Consider the following 17,536-nt stretch of genomic DNA (forward strand, 5'->3'; position numbering starts at 1 on the left):
CTAGACATAGAGTTCTCCTGTTTTCTTTAGTGTAGAACACTTTATAAATTCTGTCTAGTTTAGTGTAACCGATTCAGAAAAATCAGTCGACGGTATTGAGGTACCTGCTAAGTATTCTCTGTTTCTTGATGCTACCTGCTGTTCTGTATTTTGGGACAGCTCTTGCTGTTATCCTCTTGACTATTGGGTAATGGTCCTATGGCTACGCTGATGTTGTCTATCAAGGGCAGGCTTATACCATTGTGTACACCCATAAGACCTCTGGTTTGTTTTTTTCAGAAGACCAAACTTTTAACCGAGTATTTATACCAGAAAAACACTTATCGACCGATCCGTGAGCGACAAGAAATCATTAGTTATGACCCTAGCTATGCTCATGACAACTTACGATTTCAGCTACCAAAACCAGAGGAGCTGGCTGGTTACCTGGATAGCTTTACCGATCTTGATGAGAATTTGGAGAATCAATGAAATTAACCTTACACGAAATCGCCCAAGTGGTGGGTGCTAAAAATGATGTGGCTGCCTTTGATGACCTGCCACTGACAGGACTAGAGTTTGATAGCCGAAAGATTGCATCAGGCCATCTTTTTGTCCCGCTCAAGGGTGCTAGGGATGGTCATGACTTTATCGAGACAGCTTTTGAGAACGGTGCAGTAGCGACCTTTTCGGAGCGTGACTTGGGAGAGCGCCCTCACTTGTTGGTCGATGATTGCTTGGTAGCCTTGCAAGAGCTGGCTAGCTACTACATTGACAAAATGCAGGTGGAGGTCATCGCTGTCACAGGCTCAAATGGCAAGACCACGACCAAGGACATGATTGCCCAAGTCCTAGCAACTACCTACAAGACCTACAAGACCAAAGGCAACTACAACAACGAGATTGGGCTGCCCTACACTGTTTTTCAGATGCCAGATGATACAGAAAAGCTGGTGCTGGAGATGGGGCAGGATCGTCTGGGTGATATTGCGCTACTGTCTAAGATTGCACGCCCTCGTCTATCTGTGGTGACCATGATTGGAGAGGCGCATTTGGAGTTCTTTGGTAGTCGGGAAAAAATCGCTGAGGGCAAGATGCAAATCACTGACCACATGCCAGACGGGGGCTTGCTGATTGTTCCAGACGATGAGATTATTCTGCCATTTTTACCTCACCATCAGACTATCATCAGGGCTGGTCAGGACATCCAGCTGACAGAACTTGTCGAGCACAAAGAGAGTGTGGACTTTTCGGTCAATTTTATGGCGAAAGGGCTTCATCTGCCTGTGACAGGCAAGTACAATGCCACCAACGCCATGCTGGCAGCCTATGTCGGCAAGGAACTAGGGGTGACAGAAGAGGCGATTGTGACCAGTCTAGCTGATCTCGTCTTGACCCGCAACCGTACCGAGTGGAAAAAGGCAGCCAACGGTGCTGACCTGCTTAGCGATGTCTACAATGCCAATCCGACGGCGATGCGCTTGATTTTAGAGACCTTTTCAGCCATTCCTAAAAATCCTGGCGGGCAAAAAATCGTGGTCTTGGCAGATATGAAGGAGTTAGGAGCAGCTAGTTTTGACCTTCATGCTCAGATGATGGACAGCCTAGACCCCAAGGTGCTAGACAGGGTCTTCCTCTATGGGGAGGACATCCGAGCGCTCTATGATCAGGCTGTATCAGTCTTTCCAGCTGGTCGCGTCAGCCATTTTATCAAGACAAAAAATCTAGATCAGCTAGAGGAATTGACGCAGGCGCTCAGAGCAGTCCTTGAGCCAGCCGACCAAGTCCTCTTTAAGGGGTCCAATTCCATGAACTTGAGCCATGTGGTAGAGGCACTGGAGGTTGAGAATGCCTGATTTTTTCACGACCCAAGCTAGTCAAGCTCCTGAGCTATCTTTGTTGGTGCGTGCTAGCTTGTTAGGAATGTTACCGATTTTGCTTTTGCTGACCATTCGCTATAGAGACAAAGTAGCCTATCAACGGATTTTCCAAGGGTTGCAGCTGGTACAATTGGTATTTCTGTATAGCTGGTACCTATCAGACGGTTTTCCGCTGGAGGAGAGTTTGCCACTTTACCATTGCCGGATTGCCATGTTTGCGGTACTCTTCTTGCCAAAAGCATCGCTCATCAAAGATTATCTCGCTTATTTAGGGATTGGTGGTGCCATTGTTGCCTTTGTTTATCCTGTTTTTGATCCCTTTCCTATCTGGCATGTGACGACTGCTTCCTTTGTGCTGGGGCACTACACCCTCTTTGTCAATGGCTGGCTGTATCTACTTGGTAAACAGAAAGAGGAAAACCTCACTGTGCTGAGGAGTTTGACGTATAGCTTGGTGATTAACTTGTTCCTCTTGTTGGTCAACCAGCTGACAGGCGGAAATTACGGATTCTTAGCGGTAACACCTCTGGTCAACAGCCATAATATCTGGCTCAATCTTGTTCTTGTTACGCTTGCCAACCTTGCCTTGGTAGCCTTGGTGCAGAAAGGGCAGAAGCGATTGCTAGAGCTTAGTTAACTAATTCCTTCTGTTTTTCAGGAGGAATTTTTATAAGGTTTGAAAAAGCCCTTCTTTTTTGGTATAATAGGAGGGTTAAGATTATAAGAGGACTATCCAATGTAGCAATAGACAATCATCATATCCGTATTGAAAACCAGCAGACCAGCTCTGCTATTTATCAAAAAAGAAGAAAGAAATACCATGAGTTTACAAGATCAGATTCAAAAACGCCGTACCTTTGCCATCATCAGTCACCCAGACGCAGGAAAGACCACCATCACTGAGCAGCTCCTCTACTTTGGGGGTGAGATTCGCGAGGCTGGGACGGTCAAGGGCAAGAGGACTGGTAACTTTGCCAAGTCCGACTGGATGGACATTGAGAAGCAGCGGGGGATTTCGGTGACCTCGTCTGTCATGCAGTTTGACTATGCGGGCAAGCGGGTCAATATCCTGGACACCCCGGGGCACGAGGACTTCTCTGAGGACACCTATCGGACCCTGATGGCGGTGGATGCGGCGGTCATGGTCGTTGATTCGGCCAAGGGGATTGAGGCGCAGACCAAAAAGCTTTTTGAGGTCGTCAAGCACCGCAATATCCCTGTCTTTACCTTTATCAATAAGCTGGACCGCGATGGTCGTGAGCCCTTAGATTTGCTCCAAGAGCTGGAGGAGGTGCTAGGCATCGCTAGCTATCCGATGAACTGGCCGATTGGGATGGGCAAGAGCTTTGAGGGGCTCTATGACCTGCATAACCAACGTCTGGAGCTGTACCGTAGTGAGGAGCGGTTTGCGCCTTTGGAAAATGGCGGAGCTCTCTTTGCCAATAACCCCTTTTATGAGCAGGTTTTGGAAGACATTGAGCTCTTGGCTGAAGCTGGAAATGAGTTCTCCCGTGAGGCGATTTTGTCTGGAGATTTGACCCCTGTTTTCTTTGGATCAGCCTTGACCAACTTTGGCGTGCAGACCTTCCTTGATACTTTCTTAGAGTTTGCACCAGAGCCGCACGGTCACAAGACCACGACAGGTGAGGTCATTGACCCACTGGATAAGAATTTTTCAGGCTTTGTCTTCAAAATTCAAGCCAATATGGATCCTCGTCACCGTGACCGGATTGCCTTTGTTCGTGTGGTGTCAGGCGAGTTTACCCGTGGGATGGCGGTCAATCTCCCTCGCACTGGCAAGGGAGCCAAGTTGTCCAATGTGACCCAGTTTATGGCGGAAAGCCGTGAGAATGTCGAAAATGCGGTGGCTGGCGACATTATCGGTGTCTACGATACAGGAACTTACCAAGTCGGCGATACCTTGACCTTTGGAAAGAACAAGTTTGAATTTGAACCTCTGCCGACCTTTACTCCAGAGATTTTCATGAAGGTCTCCGCTAAGAATGTCATGAAGCAAAAATCCTTCCACAAAGGCATTGAGCAGCTGGCGCAGGAGGGGGCGATTCAGCTCTACAAAAACTACCAGACAGGCGAATACATGCTGGGAGCGGTCGGTCAGCTCCAGTTTGAAGTCTTTAAGCACCGCATGGAAGGTGAGTACAATGCCGAGGTTGTCATGACACCCATGGGCAAGAAAACCGTTCGCTGGATCAAGCCAGAAGACCTAGACGAGCGTATGTCTTCTAGCCGCAATATCCTAGCAAAAGACCGCTTTGGTCAGCCCGTCTTCCTCTTTGAAAACGACTTTGCCCTGCGTTGGTTTGCGGACAAGTATCCCAAAGTGGAATTGGAAGAGAAGATGTAGATGTTATTAAAAAGCTTAGCATTAGGGTTAATGAGACCTTAATGCTAAGCTTTTTTTAGATTTTATTGCAAGTTTAATCGATGTGTCATGATATAATTTGTCGCCAAGTAGCATCCTACACCCTGAACAGCTGATGTCAAGAGTACAAAAATAAGGTAGCCATTATCGAATAATAATCCTGTATCACTGCTTGAGTCTGGCAAGATAAAACTTGATAAGAAACTAATCAGAATATAAAGGGCAAAATAAGCGACAACACTCATCAGTTCACGCCGATTCTGAAAGAGTTGACCGATGGAAATCGCCAAATAAATCAGTAAAATACTTGCTAACTGGCTGACGATGACCACCAACAGAAGTAGAGGAATTGAAATATACTGAGAAAGTTGGGGCAAGAGGTTTGGCAATAGCACCAAGAGATTTGGTAAATCAATTAATGGCGCAATGAAAAAGAAGAAAGCCAAGACTACTGTTGCTGATGAGGCAGTCATCCAGAAAAACGCCGCCGTTAATTTAGATAGGATAATCTGATGATTTGACACCGGCAAGGTTAACGTTAGGTAGCCCTCGCGCCCATAAATGTTTTTATAGAAGCGGTTGATGACTAAAAACAGGGTTGCAAGTCCTAAACCGATGGTTAGAGCAATAATCGTTAGTAAAGCAAGAAAGTAGAGATGATCCTGTAAGGAAAAGATACTTTCTGAGTATTCTAAGGTATTGTCGAGCCAAGCCCTGGTAACAAATCCAAAAATTGGTGAGATGATTAAGGTTGCCAGATAGAGCAACAGATACCATTTCCCTGCAGCTTTAATTTCATATTTGATGAGTTTTCCAAACATAGTATCCTCCTAAACTCTGAATGTCTCACGAAAGAGAGCATCAATTGATTTCCCATGCTCAGTTCGCAGGTCATCGGTGTTGCCTTGTAAGACAAGTTCCCCTTTTTTGATGAAAATGGCCTCATCTAAAATCGGCTCGACATCACTGATGAGATGAGTAGAGATGATGACAGAACTATCAGGGCTATAATTATTGATGATGGTGCGTAAGATATAATCTCGTGCAGCAGGGTCAACCCCACCAATTGGTTCATCAAGCACATAAAGTTTAGCACGACGACTCATCACAAGAATCAGTTGAACTTTTTCCTTGTTTCCTTTGGACAGGTTTTTCATGAGACTAGTTGGGTCAATGTCAAGGTCAGCCAACAAGATTATCGCTCTGCCATGGTCAAAATCACTATAAAAATCGTTGAACATGGTTAAGAGGTCTGATACCTTCATGTCGTCTCGTAAGTAAGTGGTATCTGGTAGATAGGATACGATAGCTTTGGTTGCTGGCGAAGGGCGTTGACCATCTACAAGCAACTCACCAGAACTTGGTTGCAACAGACCGTTGATGAGTTTGATGAGGGTTGTTTTCCCACTTCCATTTGGTCCCAATAGACCGATAATTTTTCCAGCATCAATTGTCAAGTTCAAGTCATTGATGGCTTGGTGATTGCCATATGATTTACTGAGGTGATGTAGGTGCAATAAGTGCGTCATTGTCAGTCTCCTTATCTTCTTATCGTATAGAGGTAAACGAGTAGAGGCATTGAGGTAAAGGGTATGCTATTACTTATTCCTAACATTATCGCTAAGATAAGTAGTGAGTCTCCACTCTTTTTGGAAAATTTCTTAGCCTTTAGTTTCCTTGAGATAAGCTTTAATCTCAGAAGTGATGTCCTTCTCGCTAAAACCAAGGGTCAGCATTTTTTTGATAAAGGTTGCAATTTCATTTGCAGCGAGTTCGTGACGTTTTTGGTCGATGAGTTCCTGATCATCAGTTACAAAACGTCCAGATGTCCGCTTGGCATAAACCAAGCCCTCACGTTCTAATTCTGTAAAAGCACGCTGCATCGTATTAGGATTTACACCAGCTTTTTCTGCAAAATCACGCACCGTTGGCAACTGCTCGCCACTCTTTATTTGGTAGCTAACAATTTGTAGCTTGATTTCTTGCACAATTTGTGAATAAATGGGCGATCTTTCGTCAAATGTCCAGACCATAATCTTTGTCCTTTCGCTTCAACGACCCAAAGGGTCTGTTAGTTTATCTCCTATCTAATAAATGAGATGAAGGTGAAACTCAATCAGTCATTTATCAGCAGTTGATGTTGTCGTGCTGCTTTGCCTAGTCCAACCTTTGTTTTTAGGTTGCTGAGACTAGCGCATTTGACGAGTTGTTCCGTCAATCAAGATGATTGACCTTTAAAGTCCGTAGGGATTGAGGGACCCAGCAGTGTTTTTCAACACTAAAGTACCTACTAGAACGGTGGAGGGAAAACTCAACATCCAACAAAGCTGATAAAAATTACCCCTAACCATTGTGTCTCGTTGATTTAATAACAATAACATGGAAGGCTGTAACGCTTGCCACACTCTTGATTTCTCAAGCATTAGTTTGTACTATTCTAATCATACGAAAAAAACTTAGATTTGTCAAGTGAAAACTCTTTTATAAAATAGTATAATAGACATAAGCATCAAGTAGTAGTTGTTCCCAGAAAAACTACTGCCACAAGTTTTGAGGAGGTCAGAATGTTTGTACCCTTAGACACAAAGACAGTCTACTCATTTTTAGATAGTTTGATTGATTTGCCAACCTACATCAGTACAGCTAAAGCTTTGGGCTATCAGAGCATTGGTATCATGGACAAGGAGAACCTCTACGCTGCTTATCATTTTATTCGTCAGACTAAAGCTGCTGACTTGCAACCCATTCTAGGGATTGAAATCCATCAAGCGATTGCTGGGCTGGAATTGCCAATTTATCTCATTGCTAGGAACACAGCAGGCTACAAAACCTTGCTCAAATACTCCAGTCAACGGCTCACTGATGATGTTGTCCCTGACCTGCCAGAAACTGATGATGTTGCTGTTGTTGTCCCCTACCAAGAGGGCATTGAAGAGCTGGACTTGCCCCATCATGCCTTTATCGGTGTTTTTTTAGATAGTCCGCAAAAAGTGTTTAACCGTCCACTGCTCGCTCTACAAACTGTTCGTTACTTTCGCGAGGAAGAGACGCAGGAATTACGCGTTTTGCATGCTATCCGTGATAATCTACCTTTGCGAGATATTCCGCAGCCAACCTCTCATCAGTTGCTTTATCCTGCTGAACAGATGACCGAGCAGTTCAGACAAAGGTTTCCAGAAGCTTTGGAAAACCTCGAACATTTGGTGACAGGTATCGATTATCAGTTTGATACAGCTCTAAAACTACCGCGGTTTAACCGAAACCGCCCTGCCCATGAAGAATTACGTGACCGTTCAGAACAAGGACTGCGTTCAAAAAATCTCTGGCAGCCCCTTTACTGCAATCGATTAGATGAAGAGTTGGCCGTTATCCACGACATGGGCTTTGATGATTACTTTCTTATTGTTTGGGACTTGCTCCGTTTCGGACGTCATCAAGGCTATTATATGGGTATGGGAAGAGGTTCTGCAGCTGGCAGTCTTGTCGCTTACGCCCTAGATGTTACTGGTATTGATCCCGTGGCTAATCATTTACTGTTTGAACGTTTCCTCAATCGCGAACGTTACAGCATGCCAGATATTGATATTGACCTGCCTGACCTTTATCGTAGTGAGTTTCTACGCTATGTCCGTGATCGTTATGGCAGTCAGCACACCGCTCAAATTATCACTTTTTCAACATTTGGTGCTAAGCAAGCTATTCGTGATGTTTTCAAACGCTTCGGAACGTCTGAATACGAATTAACCAACATAACGAAGAAAATCGGTTTCAGAGACACATTAGCCAGCGCTTACGAGAACAATATCAGCTTTCGACAGCTCATCAACAGTAAGCCCGAATACCAAAAGGCTTTCGCTATCGCCAAGCGTATTGAAGGACAGCCACGTCAGACCTCTATCCATGCGGCTGGTATCGTGATGAGTGACGATGAGCTTACAGACCATATTCCCCTTAAAAATGGAGAGGAGATGTTCATCACGCAGTATGATGCTCCTGCCATCGAAGCAAATGGCCTCTTGAAAATGGATTTTTTAGGCTTAAGAAATTTGACCTTTGTTCAAAAAATGGCAGAAAAAGTCAAGGAAGAGACAGGTGTTACGATTGACATTGCAGCTATTGACCTAGAAGACTCAGCAACCTTGGCACTGTTTGCCCAAGGTCGGACCAAGGGCATTTTTCAATTTGAACAAGCTGGGGCTATTAACCTGTTGAAACGAATTAGGCCAAGACGATTTGAAGATGTTGTCGCAACGACCAGCCTCAATCGTCCAGGGGCTAGTGATTACATCGATAATTTTATCAAGCGACGAGAAGGAAGAGAAGCCGTTGATTTAATCGATGATGTGGTCGCACCGATTCTAGCACCAACCTATGGTATCATGCTTTACCAGGAGCAGGTGATGCAGATTGCCCAGGCCTATGCTGGCTTTAGCCTTGGAAAAGCCGATTTGCTAAGGCGTGCTATGTCGAAAAAAGATAAGGCTGAAATGAACAAGATGGAAACAGAATTCCTTCAAGGCGCGGCTACACTTGGTCGCAACCTAGAGACAGCAAAACGCCTCTATCAAATGATGGCAAAATTTGCAGGATACGGTTTTAACCGAAGCCACGCTTTTGCTTATTCAGCATTAGCTTTTCAGCTCTGCTATTTTAAGGCCCACTACCCAGCCGTTTTTTACGATGTCATGCTCAATTACTCGAACACCGATTACATTGACGATGCACTAGCCGCAGGCTTTCAGCTGGGACGACTCTCGATAAACACGGTTCCTTACTATGACAAAATAGCAGAGCAGACGATTACACTTGGGTTACGTCACCTACGGGCAGTGCCAAGAGAGCTTGCTTACTCGATTCTTGAAAGCAGAGCGAGTCAACCCTTCGAAAGCATAGAAGATTTCATCACCCGTCTACCTGTCAAGTACCACAAAACTGAGCTACTAGAGCCCATGGTGCAGGTCGGACTGTTTGACCAATTTGATCGCAATCGTCGTAAAATCATCTCCAACCTAAGCCATCTCTTCACCTTTGTCACCGAGCTAGGTAGTCTGTTTTCGGGTAGCTCCTACAGTTGGCTGACTGCTGAGGATTACAGCCCATCAGAGAAGTATCAGCTAGAAATTGACTTGTTAGGTGTTGGCATTAGTCCACACCCTCTTGTAACCATTAGCAAACAAGAACAGGGTAATTTCATCCCTTTATCTGAGCTAGTTGTTAATAGTCAAGCCACCATTCTCGTTCAACTGATGAGACTTCGCGTCATTAGGACAAAAACGAACGGGCAACAAATGGCTTTTGCCACCGTAACAGATACCAAGCAACAATTGGATGTGACCCTTTTCCCAGAAACTTATCAGTTGTACCATCAGCAGTTAGTGGAAGGGCAAATCTACCTGATGACGGGGCGTTTGCAGGAGCGAAATGGTAACTTGCAGATGATTCTCTCCCAGCTGCATCAGCCTGTCACGGAAAAGTGCTGGATTCAACTGTCTAACCATGACCAAGACAAGGAAATTTTAGCTGTTTTAACAGAACATCCTGGTAACTATCCTGTCGTTCTACACTATGAGGACACTAAGAAAACACTTCAGATAAAACAGCCACGAGTGCAAAAAACGCTTGCACTGATTGAGGAACTAAAACCTCTTGTAATGAAAACGATTTTTCGATAAAATTTTGATACTATTCATTACATTTTTTTCTAACTATGCTATAATAGATAAGTCAAATTGATTTTGAGTCAACTGGTTGACAGTTGGTTATTTTCCTAGAAAAGGAGTTACAAATGAAACGTATTGCTGTTTTAACTAGTGGTGGTGACGCCCCTGGTATGAACGCTGCTGTCCGTGCCGTCGTTCGTAAGGCGATTGTCGAAGGTATGGAGGTCTATGGTATTAACCGTGGTTACAAAGGCATGGTTGAGGGAGACATTTTCCCGCTAAACGCTCGCGGGGTGTCTGATCGCTTAACACGTGGAGGTACCTTCCTCCAGTCTGCACGCTACCCTGAGTTTAGGGAATTAGAGGGCCAACTCAAAGGAATCGAGCAACTGAAAAAACACGGTATCGAAGGTCTTGTTGTTATCGGTGGTGACGGTTCTTATCATGGTGCTATGCGTTTAACAGAACATGGCTTCCCAGCTATCGGTGTTCCTGGCACAATTGACAATGACATTGTCGGTACAGATTTTACTATCGGTTTTGATACAGCTGTTAATACTGCGACAGAAGCCTTGGATAAAATTCGCGACACCTCATTTAGCCATAAACGTACCTTTGTGGTTGAAGTTATGGGACGCAACGCCGGTGATATTGCTCTCTGGTCTGGTATCGCCTCAGGTGCTGACCAAATCATTATCCCAGAAGAAGAGCACGACATCAATGATGTTGTTGCTAATATTCGTGATGGGTATGAGAAAAAAGGAAAAAATCACCACATTATCGTCTTAGCTGAAGGGGTGATGCGAGCAGAAGATTTCGCAGAGCAATTAAAAGCAGCCGGTGACACAAGTGACCTCAGGGTGACAGACCTTGGTCATATCCTGCGCGGAGGGAACCCAACGCCACGTGACCGTGTTCTTGCTTCATGGATGGGAGCTCATGCTGTTGAGTTGCTTAAAGCTGGTCGTGGAGGTCTTGCTGTTGGTATTCACAACGAAGAATTGGTTGAAAGCCCAATCCTTGGTACAGCAGAAGAAGGTGCCCTGTTTAGCTTGACTGAAGACGGCAATATTATTGTTAATAACCCACACAAGGCACGTCTTGACTTTGCGGCCCTTAACCGTGACTTAGCACATTAATCTATCGTAAAACAAAAAGGAGTATCCTAACAAATGAATAAACGTGTAAAAATTGTCTCAACCCTTGGTCCTGCAGTTGAAATCCGTGGCGGTAAACGCTTCGGTGAAGAAGGTTATTGGGCTGGTGAGCTTGATGTTGAAGCATCAGCTCAAATTATCGCTCAGTTAATTAAAGAAGGTGCTAACGTCTTCCGTTTCAACTTCTCTCATGGTGACCACGCTGAGCAAGGCGCTCGTATGGCAACTGTGCGTCGTGCAGAAGAAATTGCGGGAAGAAAAGTAGGTTTCCTGCTTGATACTAAAGGTCCTGAAATCCGTACAGAACTTTTTGCTGACGATGCTAAGGGATATGATTACAAAACTGGTGATCAGTTGCGTGTCGCTACTAAACAAGGTATCAAATCAACACGTGATGTCATCGCCCTCAACGTTGCAGGTGCTCTTGATATTTTTGATGATGTTGCTGTAGGAAACCAAATTTTAGTTGACGATGGTAAACTTGGTTTGACTGTCATCGCAAAAGATGAGGATACCCGTGAATTTATCGTTGGTGTCGAAAACGATGGCAAGATCGAAAAACAAAAAGGTGTTAACATCCCTTACACCAAAATTCCTTTCCCTGCTCTTGCTGAACGTGACAACGCGGATATTCGTTTCGGTCTTGAGCAAGGTCTCAACTACATTGCTATCTCATTTGTTCGTACGGCTAAAGATGTTGAAGAAGTTCGTAATATCCTTCGCGAGACTGGCAATGAGCATGTGCAACTAATTTCTAAAATCGAAAACCAACAAGGTATCGAGAACCTTGAAGAGATTCTTGAAGCCTCAGACGGTATCATGGTAGCTCGTGGTGATATGGGTATCGAAGTACCATTTGAGATGGTTCCTGTTTACCAAAAACAAATCATTTCAGCATGTAACGCTGCTGGTAAACCAGTAATCACTGCAACAAACATGCTTGAAACCATGACTGAGAAGCCACGTGCGACTCGTTCAGAAGTTTCTGATGTGTTCAACGCCGTCATTGATGGTACCGATGCAACCATGCTTTCTGGTGAGTCAGCAAATGGTAAATACCCTGTTGAAGCTGTTCGTACTATGGCAACTATCAATAAGAATGCCCAACACCTTCTTAATGAATACGGTCACTTGTCATCTGACGCTTACCACCGTGATTCTAAGACAGATGTCATCGCCTCAGCAGTAAAAGATGCAACTAACTCAATGGACATCAAACTTGTTGTAACTGTGACAGAAACTGGTCATACTGCACGTGCTATTTCCCAATTCCGCCCAAATGCTGATATTCTCGCAGTGACATTTACTGAACTTGTTCAAAAGAGCCTCATGCTCAACTGGGGTGTTATCCCAGTTGTTACAGACAAGCCAAAATCAACTGATGACATGTTCGAATTGGCTGAAAAAGTTGCAATCGAACAAGGTCTTGTCGAAGCAGGTGACAACATCATTATCGTTGCTGGAGTTCCTGTAGGTGTGGCTGGTTCAACCAACACAATGCGTGTACGTACAGTACAATAATCTAAACCGCTAGTAGCCAGTTAGATACTTACTTATCTACTGGCTTTTTGCACTTCTGATTTGATTAAGTAGGTCTGATATGTCAATTGTTCAAAAATCAATAAAGCTTGTCCTTGCTACTAGTTTTGCGATCTATTTAGCTCATCAATTTGGTTTGCTGTACGCTAATTCAGCTGGTGTTATCGCTTTACTTAGTGTGTTAGATACGAGACGTACCTCTTTACTTGTCGCAAAAGAGCGATTGCTGGCGAATTTGTTGGGTCTGTTTCTATCTAGTTTTGTTTTTTCGATACTAGGTTTCTCACAACTTAGCTTAACTTCTTTTCTGGTGCTCTATTTGCCCTCGGCATTTTATTGGAAACTTGACAAAGGGATTGCGCCAAGTACTGTCCTTGTTCTTCATCTTTTTCAAGAAGGGCAAGTAATGTTCCAGCTTTTGTTAAATGAATTGGCTTTGTTTGGCATCGGGACTGGGCTTGCTTTAGTAGTTAATCTCTACATGCCCTCAAAAGCAACAGCTATCGCCCAATACCGTCAGCAGGTTGAGGATCAGTTGCGAGTGATTATGCGACGATTCGAGTCTTTTCTCCTGTCAGGCAACGGTATTAACGAAGGCTTGCTTGTCATCGAGCTTGAACAGCTTTTAGAAACTGCCCTGGATCTAGTTTATCAAGAACGTCATAACCAAATCTTCCATCAAACCAATTATGATGTCCATTATTTTGAAATGAGACGGATGCAAGCAACTATTCTAAAACGAATGGCAAAGCTCATCAACGGACTCAAGGAATCATCTCCAGAGAGCATTATTTTAGCTCAGCTATTTTCAGAAACAGCCCAACAAATTAGTGAAAAAAATTCGGGTTATAAACTGCTCAAGGATATTGATGCTTTCTTGACCTCTTTCCGCAAACGAGAACTGCCTCAGACACGATTAGCATTTGAAAATCGAGCCTTGCTCTTTCAGTTACTCAATGATATGCAACACTTTATTCAAGTGAAGTTGGATTTTTATCAGCATTATGAAGGAATCTTGCTCAAAAATGAGCCAAATTCGGCACCTGAACTATAAAATCTGTTATAATAGAAGAAGTAGTTGAAAAGGAGGAGCTGATGCTAGAGCAACCATTGTTAAAACCGGATCAGGAAAATGCCTATGATCATGTTATTGAACACCTTAAGAGCAAGCAGATACGGATTACAGAAACGCGAAAAGCTGTCACCCGTTATATGATTACCACAACGCATCACCCTAGTGCTGAGCAAATTTATCAAGACCTACTCCCTATGATTCCTGGAATGAGCCTGGCTACCGTTTATAATAACTTGAGGGTATTAGTGGAAGCGGGATTTGTCTCTGAACTCAAACTTTCTAACGATAACACGACTTATTTTGACTTTTTAGGTCACGAGCACTTGCATGTTGTGTGTGAGTCTTGCGGCAAAATTGCGGATATCATGGATGCAGATGTTTCGATTTTCAAACAGACTGCCCAATCGGCGACTGGCTATAAAATCAGCAAGGAACAGTTTCTCCTCTACGGGATTTGTCCTAGCTGTCAGAACAATTAAAAATCCATTCTGAATAAGTTCAGAATGGATTTTTTCGATTATAATGTTACAGCGTTAAAGGTGTCACCATGTTCAATATCACCATACTGGTAGCCACGGTCAAACCAGCGTTTACGCTGCTCAGATGTCCCATGTGTGAAACTATCAGGCACCACTCGCCCGTAAGCTTCTTTTTGCAAGGTATCATCTCCAACTGCATGAGCAGCAGCCATCGCTTCTTCAATATCGCCGACATCAAGATAACCTAGACCATCAACATATTTTGCCCAAGCGCCTGCATAATAATCAGCCTGCAGTTCTAAACGAACAGTTAGCTCATTAGCTTGTTTTTCAGACATCCCTTGACGTGAACGTGCGTATTGGTTCATGATTCCTGACTCATTCTGCACATGATGACCGACTTCATGTGCAATGACATAGGCCATCGCAAAATCACCCTTGGCACGGTATTTGGTCGTTAATTCACGATAGAAAGAAATATCTAAATAGACAGTTCGATCAGCTGAACAGTAAAAAGATCCAGAAGATGCCTGTCCGACTCCACAAGCTGTATGTGTTTGTCCGGTATAGAAGACCAACTTCGGCGCATTATAGGTCTGACCATGGCGACGGAATTCTTCTGTCCAAAAGTCCTCTGTCGATGCCAGAACCTTACTAACAAATTCAGCTTCGTCATCAGTCACATCACTGGCTGGCGTCCCAACTTGAGTTGATTGGTAGGAAGAGTAGCCAGTATCTCCGCCCAGAAGATTCCCCATTCCTCCCCCAGCAAAGACCAGTAAAAGCAAGAGAAGAAGTAATTTACCCTTCCAGCCCATGCGTGAAAATAATAGTGGTAGTAAAATGTTACCACCAGACATGCCACCTTGTCTTCCATAGTTCCCGCCTGGCAATGAACCCGATTGCCCACGTCGGTCTTCGACGTTGTTACTTTTTCGTAAATGATCAGTTTTCATACGATTCTCCTTTAGTGATAGCCTTATTATACGTTATTTTCTTAAAAATGTCATTAGACTTGCCTTTAGTTTATGAAAAGGTTATAATGGCAATTAGAAAGGTAGGCAACATGTCCATTGAGCTAATTATTATTATTGTTTTAGTAGCTTTTTCTATTGTCAAAATCGTTTCAATCAGCAAAGTCACCAAACTCATGACTGAAAAAATCAAAAAAGAGGCAGAAGAAGCTAAACAAGCAGAAAAAAATGAGAATTAACTACGGTTTACATGATAAGGTTAGAGTTGGTATACTTTCCAACTCTTTTTACATAATTATAATTACGCAAAAACATAGTATTTCCTAATAGAAAATGCTATTAAAACAAGGGAAAATCTGCTATAATAAACCTATGGAAATTGAAAAAACCAACCGAATGAACGCCTTGTTTGAGTTCTATGCAGCGCTCTTAACAGATAAGCAGATGAACTATATCGAGCTTTACTATGCCGATGATTATAGTTTAGCAGAGATTGCAGAGGAGTTTCAAGTTAGTCGGCAGGCTGTTTATGACAATATCAAGCGGACAGAGAAAATCTTAGAAGATTATGAGATGAAGCTCCATATGTACTCTGATTACATCGTTCGTTCCCAGATTTTTGAAGAAATAGCAGAGCGCTATCCAGAGGAGGAGTTCCTACAAGAGCGACTAGCCATCCTCAGCAACATCGATAACCGTGAATGATTTTTACGTAACTTTATTTATGTAAAAATTAAATTTACATCAAAACATAGACAAAAGGAGGTTTACATAATTTATTTTATGTAATATTTTATGGCATTTGAAAGTTTAACCGAACGCTTGCAGGGCGTTTTCAAAAACCTGCGTGGTAAGAAAAAGCTGAATGAAAAAGATGTTCAAGAAGTCACCAAGGAAATTCGTCTGGCTCTCTTAGAAGCTGACGTTGCTCTTCCTGTCGTTAAGGACTTTATCAAAAAAGTTCGTGAGCGAGCCATTGGTCACGAAGTCATCGACACGCTCAATCCCAGTCAGCAAATTGTCAAAATTGTCAACGAAGAGCTGACAACCATTTTAGGTTCTGAAACAGCTGGTCTTAACAAATCGCCAAAAATCCCAACGATTATCATGATGGTTGGTTTGCAGGGGGCTGGTAAAACAACATTTGCAGGCAAGCTCGCAAACAAGCTCATCAAAGAAGAAAATGCTCGCCCACTGATGATTGCAGCGGATATTTATCGTCCAGCTGCCATTGACCAACTTAAAACCTTAGGTCAGCAAATCAATGTCCCTGTTTTTGATATGGGGACAGAGGTCCCTGCGGTTCAAATCGTAGCAGAAGGTCTCAAGCAGGCACAGATAAATCGCAATGACTACGTCCTCATCGATACGGCAGGTCGGTTGCAGATTGATGAGAAGCTTATGGAGGAGCTACGTGATGTCAAGGCACTAGCTCAGCCAAATGAGATTTTGCTGGTTGTCGACAGCATGATTGGTCAAGAAGCCGCCAATGTTGCTCGTGAATTTAACGACCAGTTAGACATCACAGGGGTCATTTTAACCAAAATTGATGGTGATACTCGCGGTGGTGCCGCCTTGTCTATCCGCCACATTACTGGTAAGCCGATTAAGTTCACTGGTATCGGTGAAAAAATTACTGACATAGAAACCTTCCACCCAGACCGCATGTCCAGTCGTATCTTAGGGATGGGTGACCTCTTAACCTTGATAGAGAAGGCTTCAGCCGAATATGATGAGAAAAAATCGTTAGAATTGGCTGAAAAAATGCGGGAAAATACCTTTGATTTTAATGATTTCATCGATCAGCTGAATCAGGTACAAAGCATGGGCCCAATGGAAGACCTACTTAAAATGCTACCAGGTATGGCTGGTAACCCGGCACTTGCTAATCTCAAGGTTGACCAGCGCGAAATCGCTAGAAAACGCGCCATTGTCTCATCCATGACCCCTGAAGAACGGGAAAATCCAGACTTACTGACACCGAGCCGTCGTCGCCGTATTGCTAGCGGTTCAGGCAATAGCTTTGTTGAGGTCAACAAGTTTATCAAAGATTTTAACCAAGCTAAGGTCATGATGCAGGGGATGATGAATGGGGATATGACTCAAATGATGAAGCAGATGGGTATCAATCCCAACAATCTGCCGAAAAACCTCCAAAATATGGGGGGGGGTCTGCCTGATTTTGGTGGTATGGATATGTCTTCCCTCAGCGATATGATGGGGGGCGGTGCTATGCCATCTATGTCAGATATGTTTGGCGGCGGTCTCAAAGGGAAAATTGGTGAATTTGCCATGAAGTCCGCCATGAAACGTCAGGTTAATAAAATGAAAAAGGCCAAGAAGAAGCGTAAATAAGATAATCAAACTCACACCTTTTGATCTGCGATTGACAGAAACAAAAGGTGTTTTT

15 protein-coding genes are annotated in these 17,536 nt (G+C 43.7%); 11 read left to right on the forward strand and 4 right to left on the reverse strand.

Annotated elements, in window-relative coordinates; all coding sequences use genetic code 11:
• Window positions 1–467 precede the first annotated feature (467 nt).
• From murF to ACERC8_RS02985, 3 genes are all read left to right on the forward strand, one after another.
• Entirely contained in the window at window positions 468–1,835 is a 1,368-nt protein-coding gene (gene murF, locus ACERC8_RS02975; protein WP_373658417.1) for a UDP-N-acetylmuramoyl-tripeptide--D-alanyl-D-alanine ligase, read from the forward strand.
• A complete protein-coding gene (locus ACERC8_RS02980; RefSeq protein ID WP_373658418.1) occupies window positions 1,828–2,496 on the forward strand; it encodes a TIGR02206 family membrane protein in 669 nt (222 codons plus the stop codon). The genes murF and ACERC8_RS02980 overlap by 8 nt, the downstream gene beginning before the upstream one ends.
• 183 nt (window positions 2,497–2,679) lie before the next feature.
• On the forward strand, window positions 2,680–4,224 hold the full coding sequence (locus tag ACERC8_RS02985) for a peptide chain release factor 3 (protein WP_373658419.1): 1,545 nt from the start codon (window positions 2,680–2,682) through the stop codon (window positions 4,222–4,224).
• Between the two features lie 62 nt (window positions 4,225–4,286).
• Here ACERC8_RS02985 and ACERC8_RS02990 read toward each other — a convergent pair whose 3' ends face one another.
• From ACERC8_RS02990 to ACERC8_RS03000, 3 genes are all read right to left on the reverse strand, one after another.
• The gene (locus tag ACERC8_RS02990) at window positions 4,287–5,063 is read right to left on the reverse strand and encodes an ABC transporter permease (protein WP_373658420.1); all 777 of its coding nucleotides are present in this window, start codon (window positions 5,061–5,063) and stop codon (window positions 4,287–4,289) included.
• A gap of 9 nt (window positions 5,064–5,072) precedes the next feature.
• Complete coding sequence (locus tag ACERC8_RS02995) at window positions 5,073–5,771, reverse strand: ABC transporter ATP-binding protein (RefSeq protein ID WP_373658421.1); 699 nt, start codon at window positions 5,769–5,771, stop codon at window positions 5,073–5,075.
• A 132-nt stretch (window positions 5,772–5,903) separates the two neighbouring features.
• Window positions 5,904–6,275, reverse strand: a complete 372-nt coding sequence (locus ACERC8_RS03000; RefSeq protein WP_018368935.1) for a GntR family transcriptional regulator — start codon at window positions 6,273–6,275, stop codon at window positions 5,904–5,906.
• A 531-nt stretch (window positions 6,276–6,806) separates the two neighbouring features.
• Here ACERC8_RS03000 and ACERC8_RS03005 point away from each other — a divergent pair.
• The 5 genes from ACERC8_RS03005 (at window position 6,807) to ACERC8_RS03025 (ending at window position 14,152) form a co-directional block, all read left to right on the forward strand.
• Window positions 6,807–9,914: a DNA polymerase III subunit alpha gene (locus ACERC8_RS03005; protein WP_373658422.1), complete on the forward strand. Its 3,108-nt coding sequence runs from the start codon at window positions 6,807–6,809 to the stop codon at window positions 9,912–9,914.
• Between the two features lie 113 nt (window positions 9,915–10,027).
• Window positions 10,028–11,041: a 6-phosphofructokinase gene (gene pfkA / locus ACERC8_RS03010; RefSeq protein ID WP_373658424.1), complete on the forward strand. Its 1,014-nt coding sequence runs from the start codon at window positions 10,028–10,030 to the stop codon at window positions 11,039–11,041.
• Between the two features lie 33 nt (window positions 11,042–11,074).
• Window positions 11,075–12,580, forward strand: coding sequence for a pyruvate kinase (gene pyk, locus ACERC8_RS03015; RefSeq protein WP_373658425.1), 1,506 nt, complete (start codon window positions 11,075–11,077; stop codon window positions 12,578–12,580).
• A 79-nt stretch (window positions 12,581–12,659) separates the two neighbouring features.
• Window positions 12,660–13,652, forward strand: a complete 993-nt coding sequence (locus tag ACERC8_RS03020; protein WP_373658426.1) for an aromatic acid exporter family protein — start codon at window positions 12,660–12,662, stop codon at window positions 13,650–13,652.
• Window positions 13,653–13,693: 41 nt separating this feature from the next.
• Window positions 13,694–14,152, forward strand: coding sequence for a Fur family transcriptional regulator (locus ACERC8_RS03025; RefSeq protein ID WP_373658427.1), 459 nt, complete (start codon window positions 13,694–13,696; stop codon window positions 14,150–14,152).
• 38 nt (window positions 14,153–14,190) lie between these two features.
• On the opposite strand, the gene ACERC8_RS03030 is transcribed toward ACERC8_RS03025, so the two are convergent.
• Window positions 14,191–15,108, reverse strand: a complete 918-nt coding sequence (locus ACERC8_RS03030) for a neutral zinc metallopeptidase (protein WP_373658428.1) — start codon at window positions 15,106–15,108, stop codon at window positions 14,191–14,193.
• Between the two features lie 47 nt (window positions 15,109–15,155).
• Between ACERC8_RS03030 and ACERC8_RS03035 the strand changes: the two genes are divergently transcribed.
• From ACERC8_RS03035 to ffh, 3 genes are all read left to right on the forward strand, one after another.
• The gene (locus ACERC8_RS03035; RefSeq protein ID WP_373658429.1) at window positions 15,156–15,365 is read left to right on the forward strand and encodes a hypothetical protein; all 210 of its coding nucleotides are present in this window, start codon (window positions 15,156–15,158) and stop codon (window positions 15,363–15,365) included.
• Window positions 15,366–15,498: 133 nt separating this feature from the next.
• Complete coding sequence (locus ACERC8_RS03040; protein ID WP_373658430.1) at window positions 15,499–15,831, forward strand: putative DNA-binding protein; 333 nt, start codon at window positions 15,499–15,501, stop codon at window positions 15,829–15,831.
• A gap of 90 nt (window positions 15,832–15,921) precedes the next feature.
• The gene (ffh, locus tag ACERC8_RS03045) at window positions 15,922–17,481 is read left to right on the forward strand and encodes a signal recognition particle protein (protein ID WP_373658431.1); all 1,560 of its coding nucleotides are present in this window, start codon (window positions 15,922–15,924) and stop codon (window positions 17,479–17,481) included.
• Window positions 17,482–17,536: the final 55 nt, after the last annotated feature.

Source organism: Streptococcus sp. E29BA (assembly GCF_041807805.1).
GTDB lineage: Bacteria > Bacillota > Bacilli > Lactobacillales > Streptococcaceae > Streptococcus > Streptococcus entericus.

What these genes read in the sequence shown, in the direction of transcription:
- murF (WP_373658417.1), top strand. Translation starts at nt 468, where the DNA reads ATGAAATTAACCTTACACGAAATCGCCCAAGTGGTGGGTGCTAAAAAT.
- ACERC8_RS02980 (WP_373658418.1), top strand. Translation starts at nt 1,828, where the DNA reads ATGCCTGATTTTTTCACGACCCAAGCTAGTCAAGCTCCTGAGCTATCT.
- ACERC8_RS02985 (WP_373658419.1), top strand. Translation starts at nt 2,680, where the DNA reads ATGAGTTTACAAGATCAGATTCAAAAACGCCGTACCTTTGCCATCATC.
- ACERC8_RS02990 (WP_373658420.1), bottom strand. Translation starts at nt 5,063, where the DNA reads ATGTTTGGAAAACTCATCAAATATGAAATTAAAGCTGCAGGGAAATGG.
- ACERC8_RS02995 (WP_373658421.1), bottom strand. Translation starts at nt 5,771, where the DNA reads ATGACGCACTTATTGCACCTACATCACCTCAGTAAATCATATGGCAAT.
- ACERC8_RS03000 (WP_018368935.1), bottom strand. Translation starts at nt 6,275, where the DNA reads ATGGTCTGGACATTTGACGAAAGATCGCCCATTTATTCACAAATTGTG.
- ACERC8_RS03005 (WP_373658422.1), top strand. Translation starts at nt 6,807, where the DNA reads ATGTTTGTACCCTTAGACACAAAGACAGTCTACTCATTTTTAGATAGT.
- pfkA (WP_373658424.1), top strand. Translation starts at nt 10,028, where the DNA reads ATGAAACGTATTGCTGTTTTAACTAGTGGTGGTGACGCCCCTGGTATG.
- pyk (WP_373658425.1), top strand. Translation starts at nt 11,075, where the DNA reads ATGAATAAACGTGTAAAAATTGTCTCAACCCTTGGTCCTGCAGTTGAA.
- ACERC8_RS03020 (WP_373658426.1), top strand. Translation starts at nt 12,660, where the DNA reads ATGTCAATTGTTCAAAAATCAATAAAGCTTGTCCTTGCTACTAGTTTT.
- ACERC8_RS03025 (WP_373658427.1), top strand. Translation starts at nt 13,694, where the DNA reads ATGCTAGAGCAACCATTGTTAAAACCGGATCAGGAAAATGCCTATGAT.
- ACERC8_RS03030 (WP_373658428.1), bottom strand. Translation starts at nt 15,108, where the DNA reads ATGAAAACTGATCATTTACGAAAAAGTAACAACGTCGAAGACCGACGT.
- ACERC8_RS03035 (WP_373658429.1), top strand. Translation starts at nt 15,156, where the DNA reads ATGTCATTAGACTTGCCTTTAGTTTATGAAAAGGTTATAATGGCAATT.
- ACERC8_RS03040 (WP_373658430.1), top strand. Translation starts at nt 15,499, where the DNA reads ATGGAAATTGAAAAAACCAACCGAATGAACGCCTTGTTTGAGTTCTAT.
- ffh (WP_373658431.1), top strand. Translation starts at nt 15,922, where the DNA reads ATGGCATTTGAAAGTTTAACCGAACGCTTGCAGGGCGTTTTCAAAAAC.